Below are 18577 nucleotides of genomic sequence, written 5' to 3'. Positions count from 1 at the left end.
TCCCGCAGTCGAGCAGCCCTGGCCCCAGGCGAGCCCGGCGCCGACCGGGACGCCGATGGCCTGGAGCCCGCCGGAGCAATCAGCATCGGCAGCCGTGTGTCCTGCCGGCCTCGCAGCGTGCCGAGCGGCACGGATTGCACGCCTTCTGCGACCGGCGAAACAGGGCGGCAAGGCTCAGGATCCGATCGCGAAGGGTTGAGCCCGCGCGTTCTTCGGGTCAGCGAGATCGAGGAACAGCCCGAGCAGGGTTCTCGGCAGCGCCGGCCACGGCAACGAAGGCCTGCGTGTTGCCTATGGGGCGACCGTGTCCGAAATCCGGTCCGGTGCATCGTTCCGGACCTTGTCGCCGAGGAAGCCGCCCGATTGCCGCATCCAGAGGCGGGCATAGAGGCCGCCCGCGCGGACCAACTCGGCATGGCTGCCCTCCTCCACGATCCGGCCCTCGTCGATAACGATGAGACGATTGAGGGCCGCGATGGTGGAGAGGCGATGGGCGATGGCGAGCACGGTCTTGCCCACCATCAGTGTGTCGAGAGAATCCTGGATTGCCGCCTCCACCTCGCTGTCGAGCGCCGAGGTCGCCTCGTCGAGGATCAGGATCGGCGCGTCCTTCAGGATGACGCGGGCGATCGCGATGCGCTGCCGCTGGCCGCCGGAGAGTTTGACGCCTCGCTCGCCCACCTGCGCATCGTAGCCGCGCCGGCCCTTGTGGTCGACGAGATCGCCGATGAAGCCATCGGCGTGCGCGAGCCGGGCTGCCCGCTCGATCTCGGCTTCGCTCGCCTCGGGCCGACCATACGCGATGTTGTCGCGGATCGAGCGGTGCAGCAGCGAGGTGTCCTGCGTCACGACCGCGATCGAGCTGCGCAGGGAATCCTGCGTGACCCGCGCGATGTCCTGCCCATCGATCAGGATTCGGCCTCCCTCCAGGTCGTGGAGACGCAGGAGCAGGGCCGTGATCGTGGTCTTACCCGCGCCGCTGACGCCGACGAGACCGACCTTCTCGCCGGGCCGGATCGTCAGGTTGAACGCCTCGATCACGTTTGCGTCGCCGCGCCCATAATGGAAGCTCGCCTGCTCGAAAACGATTCCGCCGCCCGCGACCGCGAGCGTGGCGGCACCCGGCGCGTCCACGATCGCGTGCGGCCGCGAGATCGTCTGCATGCTCTCCTGGATCACACCGACGTTCTCGAATACGCCGCGCACGGTCTGCATGACCCAGCCGGACATCGCCATGAGCCGCAGCACCAGGGCGAGGCCGGCCGCCGCCTCGCCCGTCGTCATCGCGTTCCGCTGCCAGAGCAGGAAGCATGCGCCGCTGGTGGCGAGGATGAGGAGGCTGTTCAGAACCCCCAGCAGCGCCGTCGTGAAGGTCACGAGGCGGAACTGGTGCAGGTAGGCGCGGGTGTGAACGTCGACCGCCTCGCGCACGGCCGCGCGCTCCTCGCGGTCGCGGGCGAACAGTTTGACGGTGAGGATGTTGGTGTAGCTGTCGACGATCCGGCCGATCAGGGTCGAGCGGGTTTCGGCGGTGGCGTGCGAACGCGTGCGTGCGCGCGGCACGAACCAGCGCGTCAGGGCGGTGTAGGCGACAACCCATGCGACGACGGGCAGAGCCAGCCAGGGCGAGATCGAGCCGAACAAGGCGATCGCCGTCACCGCGTAGATCGCCACGTAGAGCAGCGTGTCGATGAAGACGACGGCAAGCTCGCGCACGGCCGGGCCGACCTGCACGACGCGATTGGCGAGCCGACCGGCAAAATCGGCCTGGAAGTAGGAGAGCGAGTGCCCGAGCGTGTAGAGGTGCGTGCGCCAGCGGATCTGGTTCGTCGATTGCGGCACGACGAGCTGATTGGAGAGCGCCTCGTGCAGCCAGATCGAGACCGGACGCACGACGAGCACGAGCAGGATCGCGAGGGCGATGGATGCGCCGTGCTCCTGCAGGACGCTTGCCCGGTCGGAGGTGTTCATCAGGTCGATGAACCAGCGCATCAGGAGGTAGAGGGAGGCCTCGATCGAGCCGGCCACGATCGAGATCACCAGGAGTACGAGCAATGCGGCGCGGATCGGGCGCAGGTAGAATCCGGCGAAGCCCAGAACGGACTTGGGCGGCATGCGTCCTTCGTCGAAGGGCGCGAACGGGTCGATACGGCGCTCGAGCCAGTCGAGGAACATGATGGATTCCGGGTGTTCGGCTTGAGACGAAGATGTAAGCGGCCTTGACCCGACGCCAACCCGGAGGCGATGCCGCAGGCCCGACGTCGACATGCGCGCCGATGCTCCGCCTCGCCCTCTACCAACCCGATATCCCGCAGAACACCGGCACGATGCTGCGGATGGCGGCCTGCCTCGGCATTGCGGTCGAGATCATAGAGCCGGCGGGTTTCGACGTCTCCGACCGGCACCTGCGCCGCTCGGGCCTCGACTATCTCGACCACGCAGCGATCGGCCGTCACCGCTCGTGGACGGCATTCGAGGCTTGGCGGCGCGAAACCGGCAGCCGGCTGGTGCTTGCGACGACCGCCGGCGCCCTTCCCTACACGGATTTCGCCTTCCGGCCCGGCGATTGCATCCTGATGGGGCGCGAATCGGCCGGCGTGCCGGAGAAGGTACACGGGGCGGCGGATGCCCGTGTCGTGGTGCCGATCCGGGCGGGCCTGCGCTCGCTCAATGTCGCGGTCGCGGCCGCCATGATCGTGGGCGAGGCTCTGCGGCAGACTGGCAGCCTGTCAGTCATCGCGGCCTCATGATGGCCGCTCTGAATTGACGTGTCCGCCGGCCGGTGGGAAAGCCTTCCGTATGGCGAACCCGCACCCCGCTCCCCTCCCCGCCGACGGCGACCTCGCGGCTCTCAAGAGCGAGGCCGCGGCCTGGTTCGCGACCCTGCGGGACCGGATCGTGGCGGCCTTCGAGGCCTTGGAGGACGAAGCCACCGGTCCGTTCCATCCGGATGCAGCGGCCGGGGCCGGCCGTTTCGTGAAGACGCCCTGGCAGCGCACCGACCATTCCGGTGCGCCTGGCGGCGGCGGCGTCATGGCGATGATCAAAGGCCGTGTCTTCGAGAAGGCCGGCGTCCACGTCTCCACGGTGCATGGCGAGTTCGCGCCGGAATTCCGTGCCCAGATGCCCGGCGCGGCCGAAGATCCGCGCTTCTTCGCCACCGGCGTCTCGCTGATCGCGCATCCGTGGAACCCGAACGTGCCGACCGTGCACATGAACACGCGTCTCGTCGTCACCACCAAGGCGTGGTTCGGCGGCGGCGCCGACCTGACGCCTGTGCTCGACCGGCGGCGGACGCAGGACGACCCGGATTCGCGGGCCTTCCACGCGGCCCTGCGCGGGGCCTGCGAGGCGCACGCGCCGGCGGCGGATTACGCGCGCTACAAGGCGTGGTGCGACGAGTATTTCCATCTGAGCCACCGCGACGAGCCCCGCGGCATCGGCGGCATCTTCTACGACTATCACTGGACCGGCGATCCGCAGGCAGACCTCGCATTCACGCGCGACGTCGGCGGAGCCCTGCTGGCCGCCTACCCGGACATCGTCAGAGCCAATGTCGGGACGCCCTGGACCGAGGCGGACCGGCTCGAGCAGCAGGTGCGCCGCGGGCGCTATGTCGAGTTCAACCTTCTCTACGACCGCGGCACCATCTTCGGCCTGAAGACCGGGGGCAACGTCGCGTCGATCCTGTCGTCCCTGCCGCCCACCGTCCGCTGGCCGTGACGGGGGCGCTGCCGGCCAAGTTCGCGCCCCAGCAGGACGCGGCGCTGAAGGCGATCAGCGCGTGGCGCAGAGGGGGCGGCGCCCAGGTCTTCCGCCTGTTCGGCTATGCCGGCACCGGCAAGACCACGCTCGCGCGGCGCATCGCGGACGATGTCGACGGCGCGGTCGTGTTCGGCGCCTTCACCGGCAAGGCGGCTTCCGTGATGCGCCAGAAGGGCTGCCACGACGCCGCGACGATTCACAGTCTGATCTACCGCACGAAGGAAACGGAGGAAGGCGGCCCCGCCTTCACGCTCAACCGCTCCGGGCCCGCCGCGAAGGCCGAGCTCATCATCATCGACGAGTGCTCGATGGTGGATTCGGACCTCGGCAATGACCTCTTGTCCTTCGACAAGCCGGTGCTGGTGCTCGGCGATCCGGCCCAGCTGCCGCCGGTGCGTGGCGGCGGCTTCTTCACCGAAGGCGAGCCCGACGTGATGTTGACCGAAGTGCATCGCCAGGCCGCCGACGACCCGATCGTCCGCATGGCGATGACGATCCGCGAGGGCGGGCGTCTCACCCTCGGCGAGCATGGCGAGAGCCGCGTCATCGCGCGTCGCGCCCTCGACCCCGCGATGGTGCTGGACTCGGATCAGGTCCTGGTCGGGATGAACCGGACACGCCGGCTCTACAACAACCGCATCCGGGAGCTTGCCGGCCGCACAGACCCCATGCCGTCGGTCGGCGAGAAGCTCGTCTGCCTGCGCAATGATCGGACCAAGGGCCTCCTCAACGGCTCGACCTGGACCGTGCACGCCCTGCGCGCCCCGCCTCGCCCCGACACGATCCGCCTCGACGTGGTGCCGGAGGACGATCCGGCGCTCCGTCGCCGGCCGACCGACATCAAGGTGCTGCGCGCCGTCTTGGAAGGATCCGAGGACGAGATTCCCGCCTTCCTGCGCCGCGAGACCGACGAGTTCACCTACGGCTACGCGCTGACGGTCCACAAGGCGCAGGGCTCGCAATGGGACCGTGTGGTGCTCTTCGATGAATCCTTCGCCTTCCGCGAGCACCGCGCCCGCTGGCTCTACACCGGCCTGACCCGGGCCGCTCAGGCGATCACGGTGGTGGTGTAGGCGCGCTCGGATCCCTACCTGAGGGCGTACGGGCTCTCAGGGACACGCCGGAGACATGTCTTGGCCAAGGACGAAGCGGGCGGGATGCCCTCGATGCACGCGACCACGATCCTCATGGTTCGGAAAGGCGGCCGCGTCGTCATCGGCGGCGACGGGCAGGTGAGCCTCGGGCAGACAATCGTGAAGGGCAATGCCCGCAAGGTGCGCCGCCTCGCCAAGGGCGCGGTGATCGGCGGCTTCGCGGGGGCGACCGCCGACGCCTTCACGCTGTTCGAGCGGCTCGAGGCGAAGCTCGAGCAGTATCCGGGGCAGCTGACGCGCGCCTGCGTGGAGCTGACGAAGGACTGGCGCACCGACCGGTATCTGCGGCGCCTCGAGGCCATGATGCTGGTGGCCGACAGGGACGTCAGCCTGCTCCTGTCGGGATCGGGCGACGTGCTGGAACCCGAGGGCGGCGTGATGGCCATCGGATCGGGCGGAAATTTCGCGCTGGCGGCCGCGCGAGCGCTGGAGGATGGGAGCCTCGATGCCGAGGCGATCGTCCGGAGGGCGATGGGGATCGCGGCGGAGATCTGCGTCTACACGAACGGGAATCTCGTGATCGAGGCGCTGGAGACGCAGGCGTGAACCTTTTTCGCTCACGTTAACCTCGTTTTGAGCATCATCTTGCAGGGTCGCGCCAGGCAGTTCGCGCTTGGGTTGCAAAGATGCAGATCAGAACGAAGATCCTCGGCTTCATCGGCGCGTGCAGCGCCGTCACGCTCCTCGTGGCCGGCATCAGCATCAGCACGCTGCACACCTTCAACGGCGCGATCACCGAGACGAAGCTCGCCTCGACGCGCGCGCTCAACGGCGCCAACCTGAACCGCCTCGTCACCGACGTCGTGGTGGAATCGCGGGGCATCTACGCCGCCGCCGACACCCAGGACGCCAAGAAGTACGCGGCCGGCCTGATCAAGGGCCTCGCGGCGATAGACGCCCTCCTCAAGGAGTGGGAGCCCCTCGTCGGCCCCGCCGAGCGGCCGCTCTTCGAGCAGGTCAAGAAGGACGCCGCCGCCTTCACGGCCCTGCGCACCGATCTCGCCCGCCGCGGCGTCGAGGTCTCGCCAAAGGCTGCCGCCGAGCTCGGCTTCAACGACGCGAACCGGGCGAACCGCAAGGCCTTCCAGGACAGCGTGGACGGCCTCGTGCAGCGCGGCCGCGACGAGGTCGAGGCCATCGACCGGGCGACCGATGTCCTCTACGCGGAGCGCCAGGCGCTCCTGCTGGCGCTCGCCCTCGGGGGTGCGCTCGCCTGCGTGCTGATCGGCGCCCTCGTCGGCCATCGCCAGATCGCCCGGCCGCTCGGCGCCGTCTCGGCCGCGATCCGGCGCCTCGCCGAGGGCCACCACGACCTTCCCGCCGTGACGCCGGGCCGCGACGAGATCGGGGCGATCTGGCAGAGCATGCAGGTCTTCGCCGCCTCGATGCGGGAGGCGGCCGAGCTGCGCCGCAGCCAGGAGCACGCCAGCGCCGAGGCCGGGACCCGCAAGCGGGCCGAGATGGGGGCGCTCGCCGACCGCTTCCAGGGCAGCGTCGGCACCCTCGTGCAGAACCTGTCGGGGGCGGCCTCCGAGATGGAGCAGACGGCCCGCACCATGGCGGCCAATGCCGAGCAGACGAACCGGCAGTCGAGCGCCGTGATGTCGGCCGCCAACGAGACCTCGATGAACGTCCAGGCGGTCGCGACCGCCACGGAGGAGCTCGCCGCGACCGCCAACGAGATCGGCGCCCAGGTCTCGCAGACCTCCCAGGCCGCCGCGGGCGCCGTCGAGAGCGCCCGCCGCACCAACGAGCGGGTGCAGTCGCTCGCCCGCAGCGCCTCCAGCATCGGCGAGGTCGTGGCCCTCATCTCGAACATCGCGGGCCAGACCAACCTGCTCGCGCTCAACGCGACCATCGAGGCGGCCCGCGCCGGCGAGGCGGGCCGCGGCTTCGCGGTCGTCGCCAGCGAGGTGAAGGAGCTCGCCAGCCAGACCGCCAAGGCGACCGACGAGATCACCCAGCAGATCGCCACGATCCAGGAGGCCACCCGCGAGACGGTGGGCGCCATCGAGGAGATCAGCGAGACGATCGGGACTGTGCACCAGATCGCGCTGGGCGTCGCCGCCGCGGTCGAGGAGCAGCAGGTCGCCACCCAGGAGATCGCCCGCAGCGTCAACGACGCCGCCCGCGGCACCCAGGCCGTGACCGAGACCATGGCGGAGGTGCAGCGCGCCGCCCTCCAGGCCGGCGCCGGCGCCTCGCAGGTCCTCTCGGCGGCGGGCGAGCTCGCCCGCCAATCGACGGAGCTCGGCCGCGAGGTCGGCGGCTTCGTCAGCGGTGTGCGGGCGGCCTGACACGGCCTCCGCCCGGTCGGAGCGGAGGCGCTCCCGGAGAGCCCGCGGCGCCTGAGCGAGGCCGAGACCCGCGTCGCGGAGCGACCGCCCGGACCTCGTACGGGGTCGTTTGACACCTTTCTGATCACAACCTGAGATGGAGAGCCCCGGCGCGCCCCGCGCCGGGGCTCTCGTTTCGGAACAAACCATGACATTCCGGTCGACTTGGCGGCCATCGGCCGTTTCGGGATTGTTCCGATCGCGCCCAGGCCGTCGGGCCCGCCGGGCCGCCTCCGTCCGCGCGGCGGAACGCGTCGCGCCTCCTACCGTGCGTCTCTTGCCGTGCGTCTCTTGCGTCGTGCCTCTTGCGTCGGGCACGCCGCGACACCATTCCGGGGCTGTCCGCAGGGCCAGAATCCAGCCGGGAGCACGATGACCACCTTTTCCCCCCGCGAGATCGTCTCCGAGCTCGACCGCTTCATCGTGGGCCAGCACGATGCCAAGCGCGCCGTCGCGATCGCGCTGCGCAACCGCTGGCGCCGCCAGCAGCTGCAGGGCCCCTTGCGCGAGGAGGTGGCGCCCAAGAACATCCTGATGATCGGCCCGACCGGCTGCGGCAAGACCGAGATCGCGCGGAGGCTCGCGCGGCTCGCCGGGGCGCCCTTCCTCAAGGTCGAGGCCACGAAATTCACCGAGGTCGGCTATGTCGGGCGCGACGTCGAGCAGATCGTGCGCGACCTCGTCGAGGTGGCGATCGGCCTGACCCGCGAGGAGAAGCGCCGGGCCGTCAAGGCGAAGGCCGAGGCGGCGGCCGAGAACCGCATCCTCGACGCGCTCGTCGGCCCGACCGCCGGCCAGGCGACGCGGGACAGCTTCCGGCGGAAGCTCCGCAACAGCGAGCTCGACGACAAGGAGGTCGAGATCGAGCTCTCGGGCGGTGCCCCCGCCGGCTTGCCGATGTTCGAGATCCCGGGCGTGCCCGGCGCCTCGATGGGCGCGATCAACCTCGGCGACATGCTGGGCAAGGCCTTCGGGGGCGGCAAGGGCAAGCCGCGCCGCATCACCGTGCGGGACGCCTACGCGCCGCTTCTCGCCGAGGAATCCGACAAGCTCGTCGACGGCGACGCCCTGATCCAGGAGGCGATCCGCGAGGTCGAGGACAACGGCATCGTCTTCCTCGACGAGATCGACAAGATCTGCGCCCGCGAGGGCCGCTCCTCGGCCGACGTCTCCCGCGAGGGCGTGCAGCGCGACCTGCTGCCGCTGATCGAGGGCACGACGGTCGCGACCAAGCACGGGCCGGTGAAGACCGACCACGTGCTGTTCATCGCCTCCGGCGCCTTCCACGTCTCGAAGCCCGCCGACCTCCTGCCCGAGCTGCAGGGCCGCCTGCCGATCCGGGTCGAGCTGAACCCGCTCACCGTCGAGGACTTCAAGCAGATCCTGACCTCGACCGAGGCGAGCCTCCTCAAGCAGACGGTCGCGCTGATGGAGACGGAGGGCGTCACCCTCGCCTTCTCGGACGACGCCGTGGACGCGCTCGCCCGCGTCGCCGTCGAGGTGAACGCCTCGGTCGAGAATATCGGCGCGCGCCGGCTGCAGACGGTGCTGGAGCGCGTCATCGACGAGATCTCCTTCACGGCGACCGACCGCTCGGGCGAGACCGTCTCGATCGACGCGGCCTATGTCCGGGACCGGGTCGAGAGCCTCGCGGCGAACGCGGATCTCAGCCGGTTCATCCTGTAGGGACCCGCGGCGCCCCGAGCGGGCTCATCCGTCCGCGCATCGTCCTCGGTGCGTCACGAAGGTCGGTTCCGGATCCGCCCCACCTCTCCCGTGCGGGAGAGGTCGAGTCCGCGGAACGCGGACCGGGTGAGGGGTTCGCCGTTTCCGGAAAGACCTGACCCCTCACCCTGTCCCTCTCCCGCACGGGAGAGGGGACCCGCGTCCGGGTGAGACGCTCCCCGAGCCCTGCACCGGCGGCCTCCGTGAACCGCCAAGCCCGAACCGGCGCCTTTGCGCGGCCCGGATGCCACGGCCGGCCTCCGACGAGGCCGGGCCCGGCCGAAAGGGGTTGTGTTCGGGCTCAGTACGCCTCGATACTCGGCCGCGCCCGAGGCTCGGCGCTCCGCGACCGGGCCCGCCTCGGACGCCCTCCCGGAGAGTGACCCGTGACCGCTTCGCCCCTCGCCGCGCCGCTTGCCCCGGAGGACGCGGCCCCGCGCGCGGTCGGGGTGATCCACGGCGGGCCGCAGGCGCTGCGCAAGGCCGTCGAGAACGCCGTGCTCGTCGCCGTGCCGACCCTCGGCACCGTGATCTGCCCGTTCTGGTTCCTGCACCACGCCCTGACCTGGATCGAGCTCACCGCCTTCCTGATCGGCTACGCGGTGATCGGCTTCGGCGTCAGCATCGGCCTTCACCGCACCTTCTCGCACCGGAGCCTCCGGCCGAAGCCGTGGCTCGCCTTCGCGCTCGGGGCGGCCGGGACGATGTCGATGCAGGGCTCGCTCCTGCGCTGGGTCGCGGACCACCGCCGCCACCACGCCGCGACCGACGATTGCGGCGACCTGCACAGCCCGCACGTCGATTCGCACTGCACGCGGATCGCGGGCTGGCGCGGCCTCTTCCACGCCCATATGGGCTGGCTCTGGGACGACGCGGTCTCGGACTACGCCGTCTACGGGCACGACCTGCTGCGCGACCCGCTGGTGATGTTCTTCCACCGCAGCCACTGGTTCTGGGTCGCCATGACGCTCGTGTTCCCGTGGCTCTACGGCTACGTCCTCGGCGGGGCGGACCGTGCCTGGGGCTGCCTGCTCTTCGCCGGCTGCTTCCGCACCTTCCTGTTCCACCACGCCACCTGGGCGGTGAACTCGATCGGCCACAGCCACGGCTACGAGAACTTCGCCCAGAGCAACAACAGCAAGAACAACCTCGCCCTGGCGCTGCTGACCTTCGGCGACGGCTGGCACAACAATCATCACCGCTTTCCCCGCTCGGCCTTCCACGGCCTGACGCGGCGCGAGATCGACGTCAGCGGCGGGCTCATCACCGGGCTCGAGCGGCTGGGGCTGGTCACGGACGTGATCCGCGTGCCACCGGCGCGGCTCGCCTTGCTGAGGGGATCGTGACGAGGGCGCGGGCCGGCCACCCCGTGCGGGCCTGTTCGTTCGCGAATCGTCCCGCCCGGCCCGACCGGCACGGGCCCTGATCCGCGACGCGCCCCCTCTCCCGTGCGGGAGAGGGTTGGGGTGAGGGGCAAGCCGTATCCGGATGCGTCGCGCCCCTCACCCGGTCCGCTGACGCGGACTCGACCTCTCCCGCACGGGAGAGGTGATGTGCGCCCGATCCTGCGCGGGCAGGCCCGCCGCGACTTCGCGCTCCCGGCCGTCCCGCCCTACAGTGCCTCGCCCCGCATCAGCCGCGGCCGGCTCCCGCGAAAACCCGCCGCCTCGCCGATGAAGAAGCGCTTGAGCCCGGGCATCCGGTCGACGAGGCCGAGGCCGAGGTCGCGGGCGAGGCGCACCGGCAGCACGTCGTTCGAGAACAGGCGGTTGAGGCCGTCGGTGGTCGCGGCCATCGCGAGCGTGTCGAAGCGGCGCGCCCGCTCGTAGCGCCGCAGCACGTCCTCGCCGCCCGGGTCCATGCCGAGGCGCAGGGCCTCGGTCACCGCCTCCGCCAGGACGGCCGCGCTGGTGAGGCCGAGGTTGAGGCCCTGGCCGGCGAGCGGGTGGATGACATGGGCGGCATCCCCGAGGAGCGCCAGGCGCTCGGCCCGGAAGGCGCGGGCCATGCCGAAGGCGAGCGGATGGGCGCTCGGGCCGGATTCGAGCGCGATCTCGCCGAGATCCGGCGAGAAGCGGCGCTCGATCTCGGCCAGCACCTCGTCGGGGCCGCCGCCGAGGAGCGTCGCCACGTCGGCGCTGCGCTCCGTCCAGACGATCGAGGAGCGGTGGCCGAGGCTCCCGCCGGGCCGGTCCCGCCGCGCGAGCGGCAGGATCGCGAAGGGGCCGCTCGGCAGGAAGTGCTCGTAGGCGCGGCCCCCATGGTCGCGCGCGTGCGCGATCGTCGCCACGATTCCCGATTGCGGGTAGGTCCAGCCGACCCAGCCGATCCGGGCCGCCTCGCGCAGGCGCGAATTCGCCCCGTCCGACGCGACGACGAGGGCGGCTGCGAGCCTGCGCCCGTCGGTGAGCCGCGCCCGGATCGTCCCCCGCTCCGGCACGGCGCGCGCCACGCCCGCCGCCTCGAGGGTGATGCCGGCCTCCCGGGCCGCCGCGATCAGCGCGTCGAGGAGGGGTTCGGCCTCGACCATGTGGGCGAAGGGACCATCCTCCGCCGCGCCCTGCCCCTTGCCCTGCCCGGCCTCCTCCTCCTCCTGCGCGAAGGTGAGGAAGACGGGGCGGATCGGGTCGGCGAGGCGGCTGTCGCTCACCACCATGTCGGTGATCGGCTGCACGGCGGAGGCGATGCGCGCCCAGATGCCGAGGCGCTCGAACAGGTGCCGCCCGCCCGCCGCCACGGCGTAGGCGCGGCCGCGCTGGCGGGCCCCGCCGAGCGGCAGGCCGGGATCGCAGACCGTGACGTCGAGCGCCGGCCCGTGCGCCTGCTTCAGCGCCAGCGCCAGCGCCAGGCCCGGGATCCCGGCGCCCGCCACCACGAGGCTGCGGCTCGGGCGCGAAGCGGGCCCGTTCGTTCGCGTCTCCATGCCGCCAGGATAGGACGCCGCCGCGCCCGAGGCCAGCGCGCGGCGACCCGTCAAGGGCTGCCGGTGGGCGTGGCGACCCGCGAAAGGCCTGCCGGGGCGCGTGGCAACGCGCGGGAAGCCTGCTATGGCAGCCGCAGCATCCGCGGGCCGGGCGGGGCGCGATGCGGGTGGCCCTTTCGGAGAAATCCTGAGCCCATGACCGGTATCGTCGCCGAACTTCTCGACATCCTCGACCTCGAGCGCCTCGAGGTCGACCTGTTCCGGGGCGTCAGCCCGCAGATGGGCTGGCCGCGCGTGTTCGGCGGGCAGGTGGTGGCGCAGGCGCTCGTCGCCGCGACCCGGACGGTGCCGAGCAGCCGCCCGCCGCACTCGCTGCACGCCTACTTCCTGCTCGGCGGCGACCCGAAGGTGCCGATCGTCTACGAGGTGGAGCGCATCCGCGACGGGCGCAGCTTCACCACCCGGCGCGTCAAGGCGATCCAGCACGGGCGGGCGATCTTCGCCACCTCGATCTCCTACCAGGATGCCGAGGAGGGCCACGCCCACCAGGCGCCGATGCCCGCCGCGCCCGATCCCGAGAGCCTGCCCGACACCCGCGCGCTGATCGCCGCGGGGGGCGCCGGCATCCCGCAGGCGGTCGCCGCCTACTTCGCCCGCGAGCGGCCGATCGAGCTCAGGCCCGCCTCGATCAAGCGCTACCTCACCCGCGAGCCGCGCGAGCCGCGCTGCCAGGTCTGGTTCCGAGCGGCCTCGCGGCTGCCGGACGACCCGGCGATCCACCAGGCGGTGCTCGCCTACGCCTCCGACATGACGCTGCTCGACGCGACCCTGATCGCGCACGGGCGCACCGTGTTCGACCCCGAGATCCAGTCGGCGAGCCTCGACCACGCCCTCTGGTTCCACCGCCCGTTCCGGGCCGACGACTGGCTGCTCTACGCCCAGGACAGCCCCAACGCCGCCGGCGCCCGCGGCTTCGCCCGCGGCCAGATCTTCAACCGTGCGGGCGACCTCGTCGCCTCGACCGCGCAGGAGGGGCTGATCCGGCCCCGCTCGGCCGAACGCTAGCCCGCGACGATCCGGCCCGAACCGCACGAAACCAGCCGGATTGACCGGATTTCGATGACGGATTGGGCGATTTGCCTATCATGCGATCAATCCGCGGCGGCTGCGAGCCTGCGGAAGCGTCAGACTGCGCGCATTTCGTGAGCAGATTCGCCTTTGTGCCGAAGGTTCCGTATCGGCCCCGCCCTGGCATAGTCCTTGAATGAAGGGCGGCGAACGCGGGGTCATCCCGACCCCCGCGTGCATCCCGGGCCGAGACGTCGCGATCAAGACGGCTCCGGCCGCCGGGTCCCAATTCGCAAGGGGGCGCCGCCCATGAAAATCGTGATGGCCATCATCAAGCCGTTCAAGCTGGAGGAGGTGCGCGACGCCTTGACCGGCATCGGCGTGCACGGCCTGACTGTGACCGAGGTGAAGGGCTACGGCCGCCAGAAGGGCCATACCGAGATCTACCGCGGCGCCGAGTACGCCGTGAGCTTCCTGCCGAAGCTCAAGATCGAGGTGGCGGTCGCGGCCGACCTCGCGAGCAGCGTGATCGACGCCATCGCGGGCGCCGCCCGGACCGGCCAGATCGGCGACGGCAAGATCTTCGTGATGCCGCTCGAGCGGGCCGTCCGCATCCGCACCGGCGAGACCGACGCCGACGCCCTCTGAGGCCGCCCGGAGCCCGGGCCGCGGGAGCCGCCCCGGCCCTGCCAGACCTTTCGCCGACCACGCAAATCGCATCGCGATCAGGAGCATCGTGTCCATGAAACTTCGCAACGTCCTCGCGCTCGGCCTGGGAGGGGCGGCGCTCGCCCTCCTCCTCGTCGAGCCGTCCCTGGCGCAGACTCCGACGCCGGAGGCGGCGACCGCTCCGACCGTCGCCACCGCCACCCCCCTGCCCAACAAGGGCGACACCGCCTGGATGCTCGTCGCGAGCGCCCTCGTGCTGCTGATGACGGTGCCGGGCCTCGCCCTGTTCTACGGCGGCCTGGTCCGCACCAAGAACATGCTCTCGGTGCTGACGCAGGTCTTCGCCATCGCCTGCATCGTGTGCCTGATCTGGGTGTTCTACGGCTACAGCCTCGCCTTCACCAACGGCGGCGGCCTCAACGACTTCGTCGGCGGCTTCTCGAAGGCCTTCCTGAAGGGGGTCGACCCGAACTCGACCGCCGCCACCTTCTCGAACGGCGTCGTGATCCCCGAATACGCCTACATCTGCTTCCAGATGACCTTCGCGATGATCACCCCGGCCCTCATCGTCGGCGCCTTCGCCGAGCGGATGAAGTTCTCGGCGCTCGTCGTGTTCATGATCCTCTGGGTCACGCTGATCTACTTCCCGATGGCCCACATGGTCTGGTACTGGGGCGGCCCGGACGCGGTCGGCAACGCCGCCAAGGCGCTCGCGGCGGCCACCGACGACGCCGCCAAGAAGGCGGCGCAGGACGCCCTCGACGCCGTGAACGCCGATGCCGGCATGATGTTCAAGTGGGGCGCGCTCGACTTCGCGGGCGGCACCGTCGTGCACATCAACGCGGGCATCGCGGGCTTCGTCGGCTGCCTGATGATGGGCAAGCGTATCGGCTACGGCCGCGACCTGCTCGCCCCCCACTCGCTGACCATGACCGCCATCGGCGCCTCGCTGCTCTGGGTCGGCTGGTTCGGCTTCAACGCCGGCTCGAACCTCGAGGCGAACGGCACGACGGCGCTTGCCATGATCAACACCTTCGTGGCCACCGCCGCGGCGGCCGTGTCCTGGCTGTTCGTCGAGTGGGCGCTCAAGGGCAAGCCGTCGCTGCTCGGCATGCTGTCGGGCGCGATCGCCGGCCTCGTCGCCGTCACCCCGGCCTCGGGCTTCGCCGGGCCGATGGGCTCGATCGTCCTCGGCCTGGTGGCCGGCGCGGTCTGCTTCGTGATGTGCTCGACCGTGAAGAACGCGATCGGGTACGACGACAGCCTCGACGTGTTCGGCGTGCACTGCATCGGCGGCATCCTGGGCGCGCTCGCCACCGGTATCCTGGTGAGCCCCGACCTCGGCGGCGTCGGCATTCCCGACTACACGACGAAGCCCGGCGAGCTCGTGGTCGGCGCCTACGACATGACGGCCCAGCTGATCACCCAGGCCAAGGCCGTCGGCGTCACCCTGCTCTTCTCAGGCGTCGGCTCGGCGATCCTCTACAAGCTCGTCGACCTGACGATCGGCCTGCGGGTGACGCAGGAGGAGGAGCGCGAGGGCCTCGACATCGCCGATCACGGCGAGCGCGCCTACAACTACTGATCCCCGTCACGCGGAGCGGCGCGGCCCATCCGGGCAGCGCCGGCGAGGGCCCCGGTTCGGATGAGCCGGGGCCCTTTTCGATTCGCGGCGCGGGACCGTCCGAGTCCCGCGCCGCCGACCGAACAGCAAGGCCACAATGTGGCGGCACTGCAACACGGCGGTGGCAACGTATCCGCGCATCCGGATTTGCCCAAAAACTGGGCAAATGCTCGAAACTTGGTTTTGCTCTGCACGGGTGATTTCGGCACCTTTTGCTCAATACAAAAAGGGGCTGATCTCCATGAATTCGAAGCTGTTCCTGCAGGGCGCCGCGGCGTCTCTCGCCACGTTCCTCTGTCTCGGACAGGTCGAGGCCGCCGACATGCCGCCGCCGAAGGTGCTGCCGCCGGAGGTGAAGGCGCCCGATCCGATGATCGGCTTCTCGTTCTACACGCAGTACGCCTCGGACTATAACTTCCGCGGCGTCTCGCAGTCGAACCGCCAGGGCAGCTACCAGACTTTCTTCGAGGCGCAGTTCTTCAACAACTTCGCGTATGCGGGCTTCTACACCTGGCAGACCCGCCTGCCGACCCGGCCCGACTTCGAGTTCGATCTCGTCGCCGGCATCCGGCCGACTTTCGACAAGCTGACCCTCGACCTCGGCGTGATCTACTACTTCTACCCGAACGAGCAGCGCCTGTTCGGCCCCGGCTTCACGCTGCTGACCACCGCCAACACCGACTTCATCGAGTATGCCGCCAAGGCGCTCTACCAGGCGACGCCCGAGCTCGCGATCGGCGCCAACGTGTTCTACGCGCCGAACTATCTCGGCCAGCACACGAACGGCACCTACACCTCGGGCACCCTCGCCTACACGCTGCCGGCGACCTGGTTCTCGTTCCTGCCGGAAGCCTATGCGGGCGGCTTCTCGATCTCCGGCGAGGGCGGCCACTACTTCCTGGGCGCGGCCAAGACCTCGGTCACGGGCTTCATCGGCGGACCCAACAACTTCGCGGCCTTCAACCTGCCGAGCTACAATTACGGCAATGTCGGCCTGTCCTACACCTACAAGAACCTGCTCCTCGATCTGCGCTTCCACGCCACGGACCTGAACCCGCGCCAGTGCTTCGCGCTGACGGGCGACTTCCGCGGCTACTTCGACGGCCGCTCCGGCTGGTGCGGCGACGCCATCATCGGCTCGATCCGCTGGCAGGCCTCGACCACCACCCCCGGCGTCTACGCCGAGCCCGGCGGCTTCCTGAACATCTTCAAGTAGGCCGCCGCAGGGCCTGGACCGACGCGGGAGCCCCGGAGCGATCCGGGGCTCCTTTCCTTTGCGGCGACGCTCGGGCTCTTGCGCGGGCTTCGGCCCCGCTCACCTCTCCCGCACGGGAGAGGTGGGGCGGCGCGCTGACTCTGCCGGCATCCACGAGGACGTCGGTGCGGGGCTCGATGGTTCGCAAGGCCGGGCGCGGGTCTCCTCTCCCGTCCGGGAGAGGGACAGGGTGAGGGGTGCGCCCTCCCCGGATGCGTCGCACCCCTCACCCGGTCGGCTTTCGCCGACTCGACCTCTCCCGCACGGGAGAGGTGAGAGGAGTCCGATGCCATGGCGTTGAGCCTTGCACTGGCACCGACGTGCGGACGCCCGAGCCCCGACCGGGGGCTGGCGCGCGTCAGAAGCTCACCGCGCGCACGCGCTTGACCTGCGGGATCGCCTCGATCTGGGCGAGCACCTCCGGCGAGACCGGGCCGTCGACGGCCACGAAGGCGATGGCGTTGCCGCCCTCATGCTCGCGGCCGAGGTTGAACGTCGCGATGTTGACGCCGGCCTCGCCGAGCAGGCTGCCGAAGCGGCCGATGAAGCCCGGCTTGTCGTGGTTGCGCACGTAGAGCATGTGCGGCGCGAAGGCCGCGTCGATGTCGATGCTGCGGATCTCGATGACGCGCGGCTTGCCGTCGTGGAAGACCGTGCCGGCGGCGTCGCGCGGCATGTCCTCGGCCTCGACGGTGATCCGCACGACCGATTCGAAGTCGCCCTCGCCCCCTTCGCGCTTGATCTCGTCGATGACGATGCCCCGCTCGCGGGCGATGGCCGGGGCCGAGACCATGTTGATCTCGGCGAGGAACGGGCGCAGCACGCCGGTGACCGCCGCCGAGGTCAGCGCGCGGGTGTTCATGCCCGCCACCTCGCCCTCGTAGGTGATGCGGATGCCCTTGATCGGCGCGTCGGTGAGCTGGCCGAGGAACGAGCCGAGCTTGTCGGCGAGCGACACGAAGGGCTTCAGGCGCGGCGCCTCCTCGGCGGATATCGACGGGAAGTTGATGGCGTTGGTGATGGCGCCGCTGAGGAGGTAGTCCGACATCTGCTCGGCCACCTGCAGCGCCACGTTCTCCTGCGCCTCGTTGGTCGAGGCGCCGAGATGGGGCGTGCAGATCACGTTCGGATGGCCGAAGAGCGGGTTCTCCGTCGCGGGCTCCTCCACGAACACGTCGAAGGCCGCGCCCGCGACGTGGCCGGTATCGAGGGCGGCGCGCAAGGCCGCCTCGTCCACCAGGCCGCCGCGGGCGCAGTTGACGATGCGCACGCCGCGCTTCGTCCGGGCGAGTGCCTCGGCCGACAGGATGTTGCGGGTCTTGTCCGTCATCGGCACGTGCAGCGTGATGATGTCGGCCCGCGCCAGCAGCCCGTCGAGCTCGACCTTCTCGACGCCGATCTCGCGGGCGCGCTCGGGCGACAGGAATGGATCGTAGGCCACGACCTTCAGCTTCAGGCCGATGGCCCGGTCGGCCACGATCGCCCCGATATTGCCGCAGCCGATGACGCCGAGCGTCTTGCCGGTCAGCTCGACGCCCATGAAGCGGTTCTTCTCCCACCGGCCGGCCTGCGTCGAGGCGTCGGCCTGCGGGATCTGGCGGGCCAGCGCGAACATCAGCGCGACGGCGTGCTCGGCGGTGGTGATGGAATTGCCGAAGGGCGTGTTCATCACGATCACGCCCCTGGCGGTCGCCGCGGCCACGTCGACGTTGTCGACGCCGATGCCGGCGCGCCCGACGACGCGCAGCCGGCTCGCCTCGGCCAGGACCTTCGGCGTCACCTTGGTGGCGGAGCGGATGGCGAGCCCGTCATACCGGCCGATGACGGCGGCGAGCGCTTCCTTGTCCTTGCCGAGTTCGGGACGGAAATCGACGTCGATGCCGCGATCGCGGAAGATCTGGATCGCGGCCTCCGACAGCGCGTCGGAGATGAGCACCTTGGGAGCGGGCATGCGTGCCTCCTGCTCTGGAACGATGGGGGAGCGGCCGGGCGGGCCGGCCGGGGCAATCTCGAAGGGCGCGGACGGCGCGGCGCACGCCCTCTCCCGTTCGGGAGAGG

The 18577-nt window shown here is 70.5% G+C and carries 14 protein-coding genes; 11 read left to right on the top strand and 3 right to left on the bottom strand.

Going from position 1 to position 18577, the window contains the following annotated elements; genetic code table 11:
• Nucleotides 1–291: 291 nt before the first annotated feature.
• Nucleotides 292–2175, bottom strand: a complete 1884-nt coding sequence (locus WDW90_RS01380; protein ID WP_336485452.1) for an ABC transporter ATP-binding protein — start codon at nucleotides 2173–2175, stop codon at nucleotides 292–294.
• 101 nt (nucleotides 2176–2276) lie between these two features.
• On the opposite strand from WDW90_RS01380, the gene WDW90_RS01375 reads away from it, so the two are divergent.
• The 7 genes from WDW90_RS01375 (at nucleotide 2277) to WDW90_RS01345 (ending at nucleotide 10326) form a co-directional block, all read left to right on the top strand.
• On the top strand, nucleotides 2277–2750 hold the full coding sequence (locus tag WDW90_RS01375; protein WP_336485451.1) for a tRNA (cytidine(34)-2'-O)-methyltransferase: 474 nt from the start codon (nucleotides 2277–2279) through the stop codon (nucleotides 2748–2750).
• Nucleotides 2751–2799: 49 nt separating this feature from the next.
• Complete coding sequence (gene hemF / locus WDW90_RS01370; protein WP_336485450.1) at nucleotides 2800–3723, top strand: oxygen-dependent coproporphyrinogen oxidase; 924 nt, start codon at nucleotides 2800–2802, stop codon at nucleotides 3721–3723.
• Nucleotides 3720–4838: an ATP-dependent DNA helicase gene (locus tag WDW90_RS01365; protein WP_336485449.1), complete on the top strand. Its 1119-nt coding sequence runs from the start codon at nucleotides 3720–3722 to the stop codon at nucleotides 4836–4838. Before hemF ends, WDW90_RS01365 begins: the two co-directional genes overlap by 4 nt.
• A gap of 93 nt (nucleotides 4839–4931) precedes the next feature.
• A complete protein-coding gene (gene hslV / locus WDW90_RS01360) occupies nucleotides 4932–5465 on the top strand; it encodes an ATP-dependent protease subunit HslV (protein WP_336485508.1) in 534 nt (177 codons plus the stop codon).
• An 80-nt stretch (nucleotides 5466–5545) separates the two neighbouring features.
• Complete coding sequence (locus WDW90_RS01355; RefSeq protein ID WP_336485448.1) at nucleotides 5546–7216, top strand: methyl-accepting chemotaxis protein; 1671 nt, start codon at nucleotides 5546–5548, stop codon at nucleotides 7214–7216.
• Between the two features lie 411 nt (nucleotides 7217–7627).
• On the top strand, nucleotides 7628–8941 hold the full coding sequence (gene hslU, locus WDW90_RS01350; RefSeq protein WP_336485447.1) for an ATP-dependent protease ATPase subunit HslU: 1314 nt from the start codon (nucleotides 7628–7630) through the stop codon (nucleotides 8939–8941).
• 425 nt (nucleotides 8942–9366) lie between these two features.
• The gene (locus WDW90_RS01345; RefSeq protein WP_336485446.1) at nucleotides 9367–10326 is read left to right on the top strand and encodes an acyl-CoA desaturase; all 960 of its coding nucleotides are present in this window, start codon (nucleotides 9367–9369) and stop codon (nucleotides 10324–10326) included.
• A gap of 266 nt (nucleotides 10327–10592) precedes the next feature.
• Here WDW90_RS01345 and WDW90_RS01340 read toward each other — a convergent pair whose 3' ends face one another.
• The gene (locus WDW90_RS01340; protein ID WP_336485507.1) at nucleotides 10593–11903 is read right to left on the bottom strand and encodes an FAD-dependent monooxygenase; all 1311 of its coding nucleotides are present in this window, start codon (nucleotides 11901–11903) and stop codon (nucleotides 10593–10595) included.
• A 195-nt stretch (nucleotides 11904–12098) separates the two neighbouring features.
• Here WDW90_RS01340 and tesB point away from each other — a divergent pair, with 195 nt between their 5' ends.
• The 4 genes from tesB to WDW90_RS01320 all read left to right on the top strand — a co-directional run bounded on the left by tesB (nucleotide 12099) and on the right by WDW90_RS01320 (nucleotide 16480).
• Complete coding sequence (gene tesB / locus WDW90_RS01335) at nucleotides 12099–12968, top strand: acyl-CoA thioesterase II (RefSeq protein WP_336485445.1); 870 nt, start codon at nucleotides 12099–12101, stop codon at nucleotides 12966–12968.
• A 312-nt stretch (nucleotides 12969–13280) separates the two neighbouring features.
• Nucleotides 13281–13619, top strand: a complete 339-nt coding sequence (locus WDW90_RS01330; RefSeq protein ID WP_336485444.1) for a P-II family nitrogen regulator — start codon at nucleotides 13281–13283, stop codon at nucleotides 13617–13619.
• A 94-nt stretch (nucleotides 13620–13713) separates the two neighbouring features.
• Nucleotides 13714–15225 carry an ammonium transporter gene (locus WDW90_RS01325; RefSeq protein ID WP_336485443.1) on the top strand — a complete coding sequence of 504 codons (1512 nt, stop codon included), beginning with the start codon at nucleotides 13714–13716 and terminating at the stop codon, nucleotides 15223–15225.
• Nucleotides 15226–15505: 280 nt separating this feature from the next.
• A complete protein-coding gene (locus tag WDW90_RS01320) occupies nucleotides 15506–16480 on the top strand; it encodes a TorF family putative porin (protein WP_336485442.1) in 975 nt (324 codons plus the stop codon).
• Between the two features lie 397 nt (nucleotides 16481–16877).
• Here the strand turns inward: WDW90_RS01320 and serA are convergent, their stop codons facing one another.
• Nucleotides 16878–18470 (bottom strand): phosphoglycerate dehydrogenase, encoded by a 1593-nt coding sequence (gene serA / locus WDW90_RS01315; protein WP_336485441.1) that lies wholly within the window; start codon nucleotides 18468–18470, stop codon nucleotides 16878–16880.
• Between the last annotated feature and the right edge of the window lie 107 nt (nucleotides 18471–18577).

Source organism: Methylobacterium nigriterrae, from assembly GCF_037106235.1.
In the GTDB taxonomy this organism is placed as follows: domain Bacteria; phylum Pseudomonadota; class Alphaproteobacteria; order Rhizobiales; family Beijerinckiaceae; genus Methylobacterium; species Methylobacterium nigriterrae.
The sequence above is the reverse complement of the archived record's forward strand: the minus strand, read 5'-3'. Positions and strand labels throughout refer to the sequence as shown.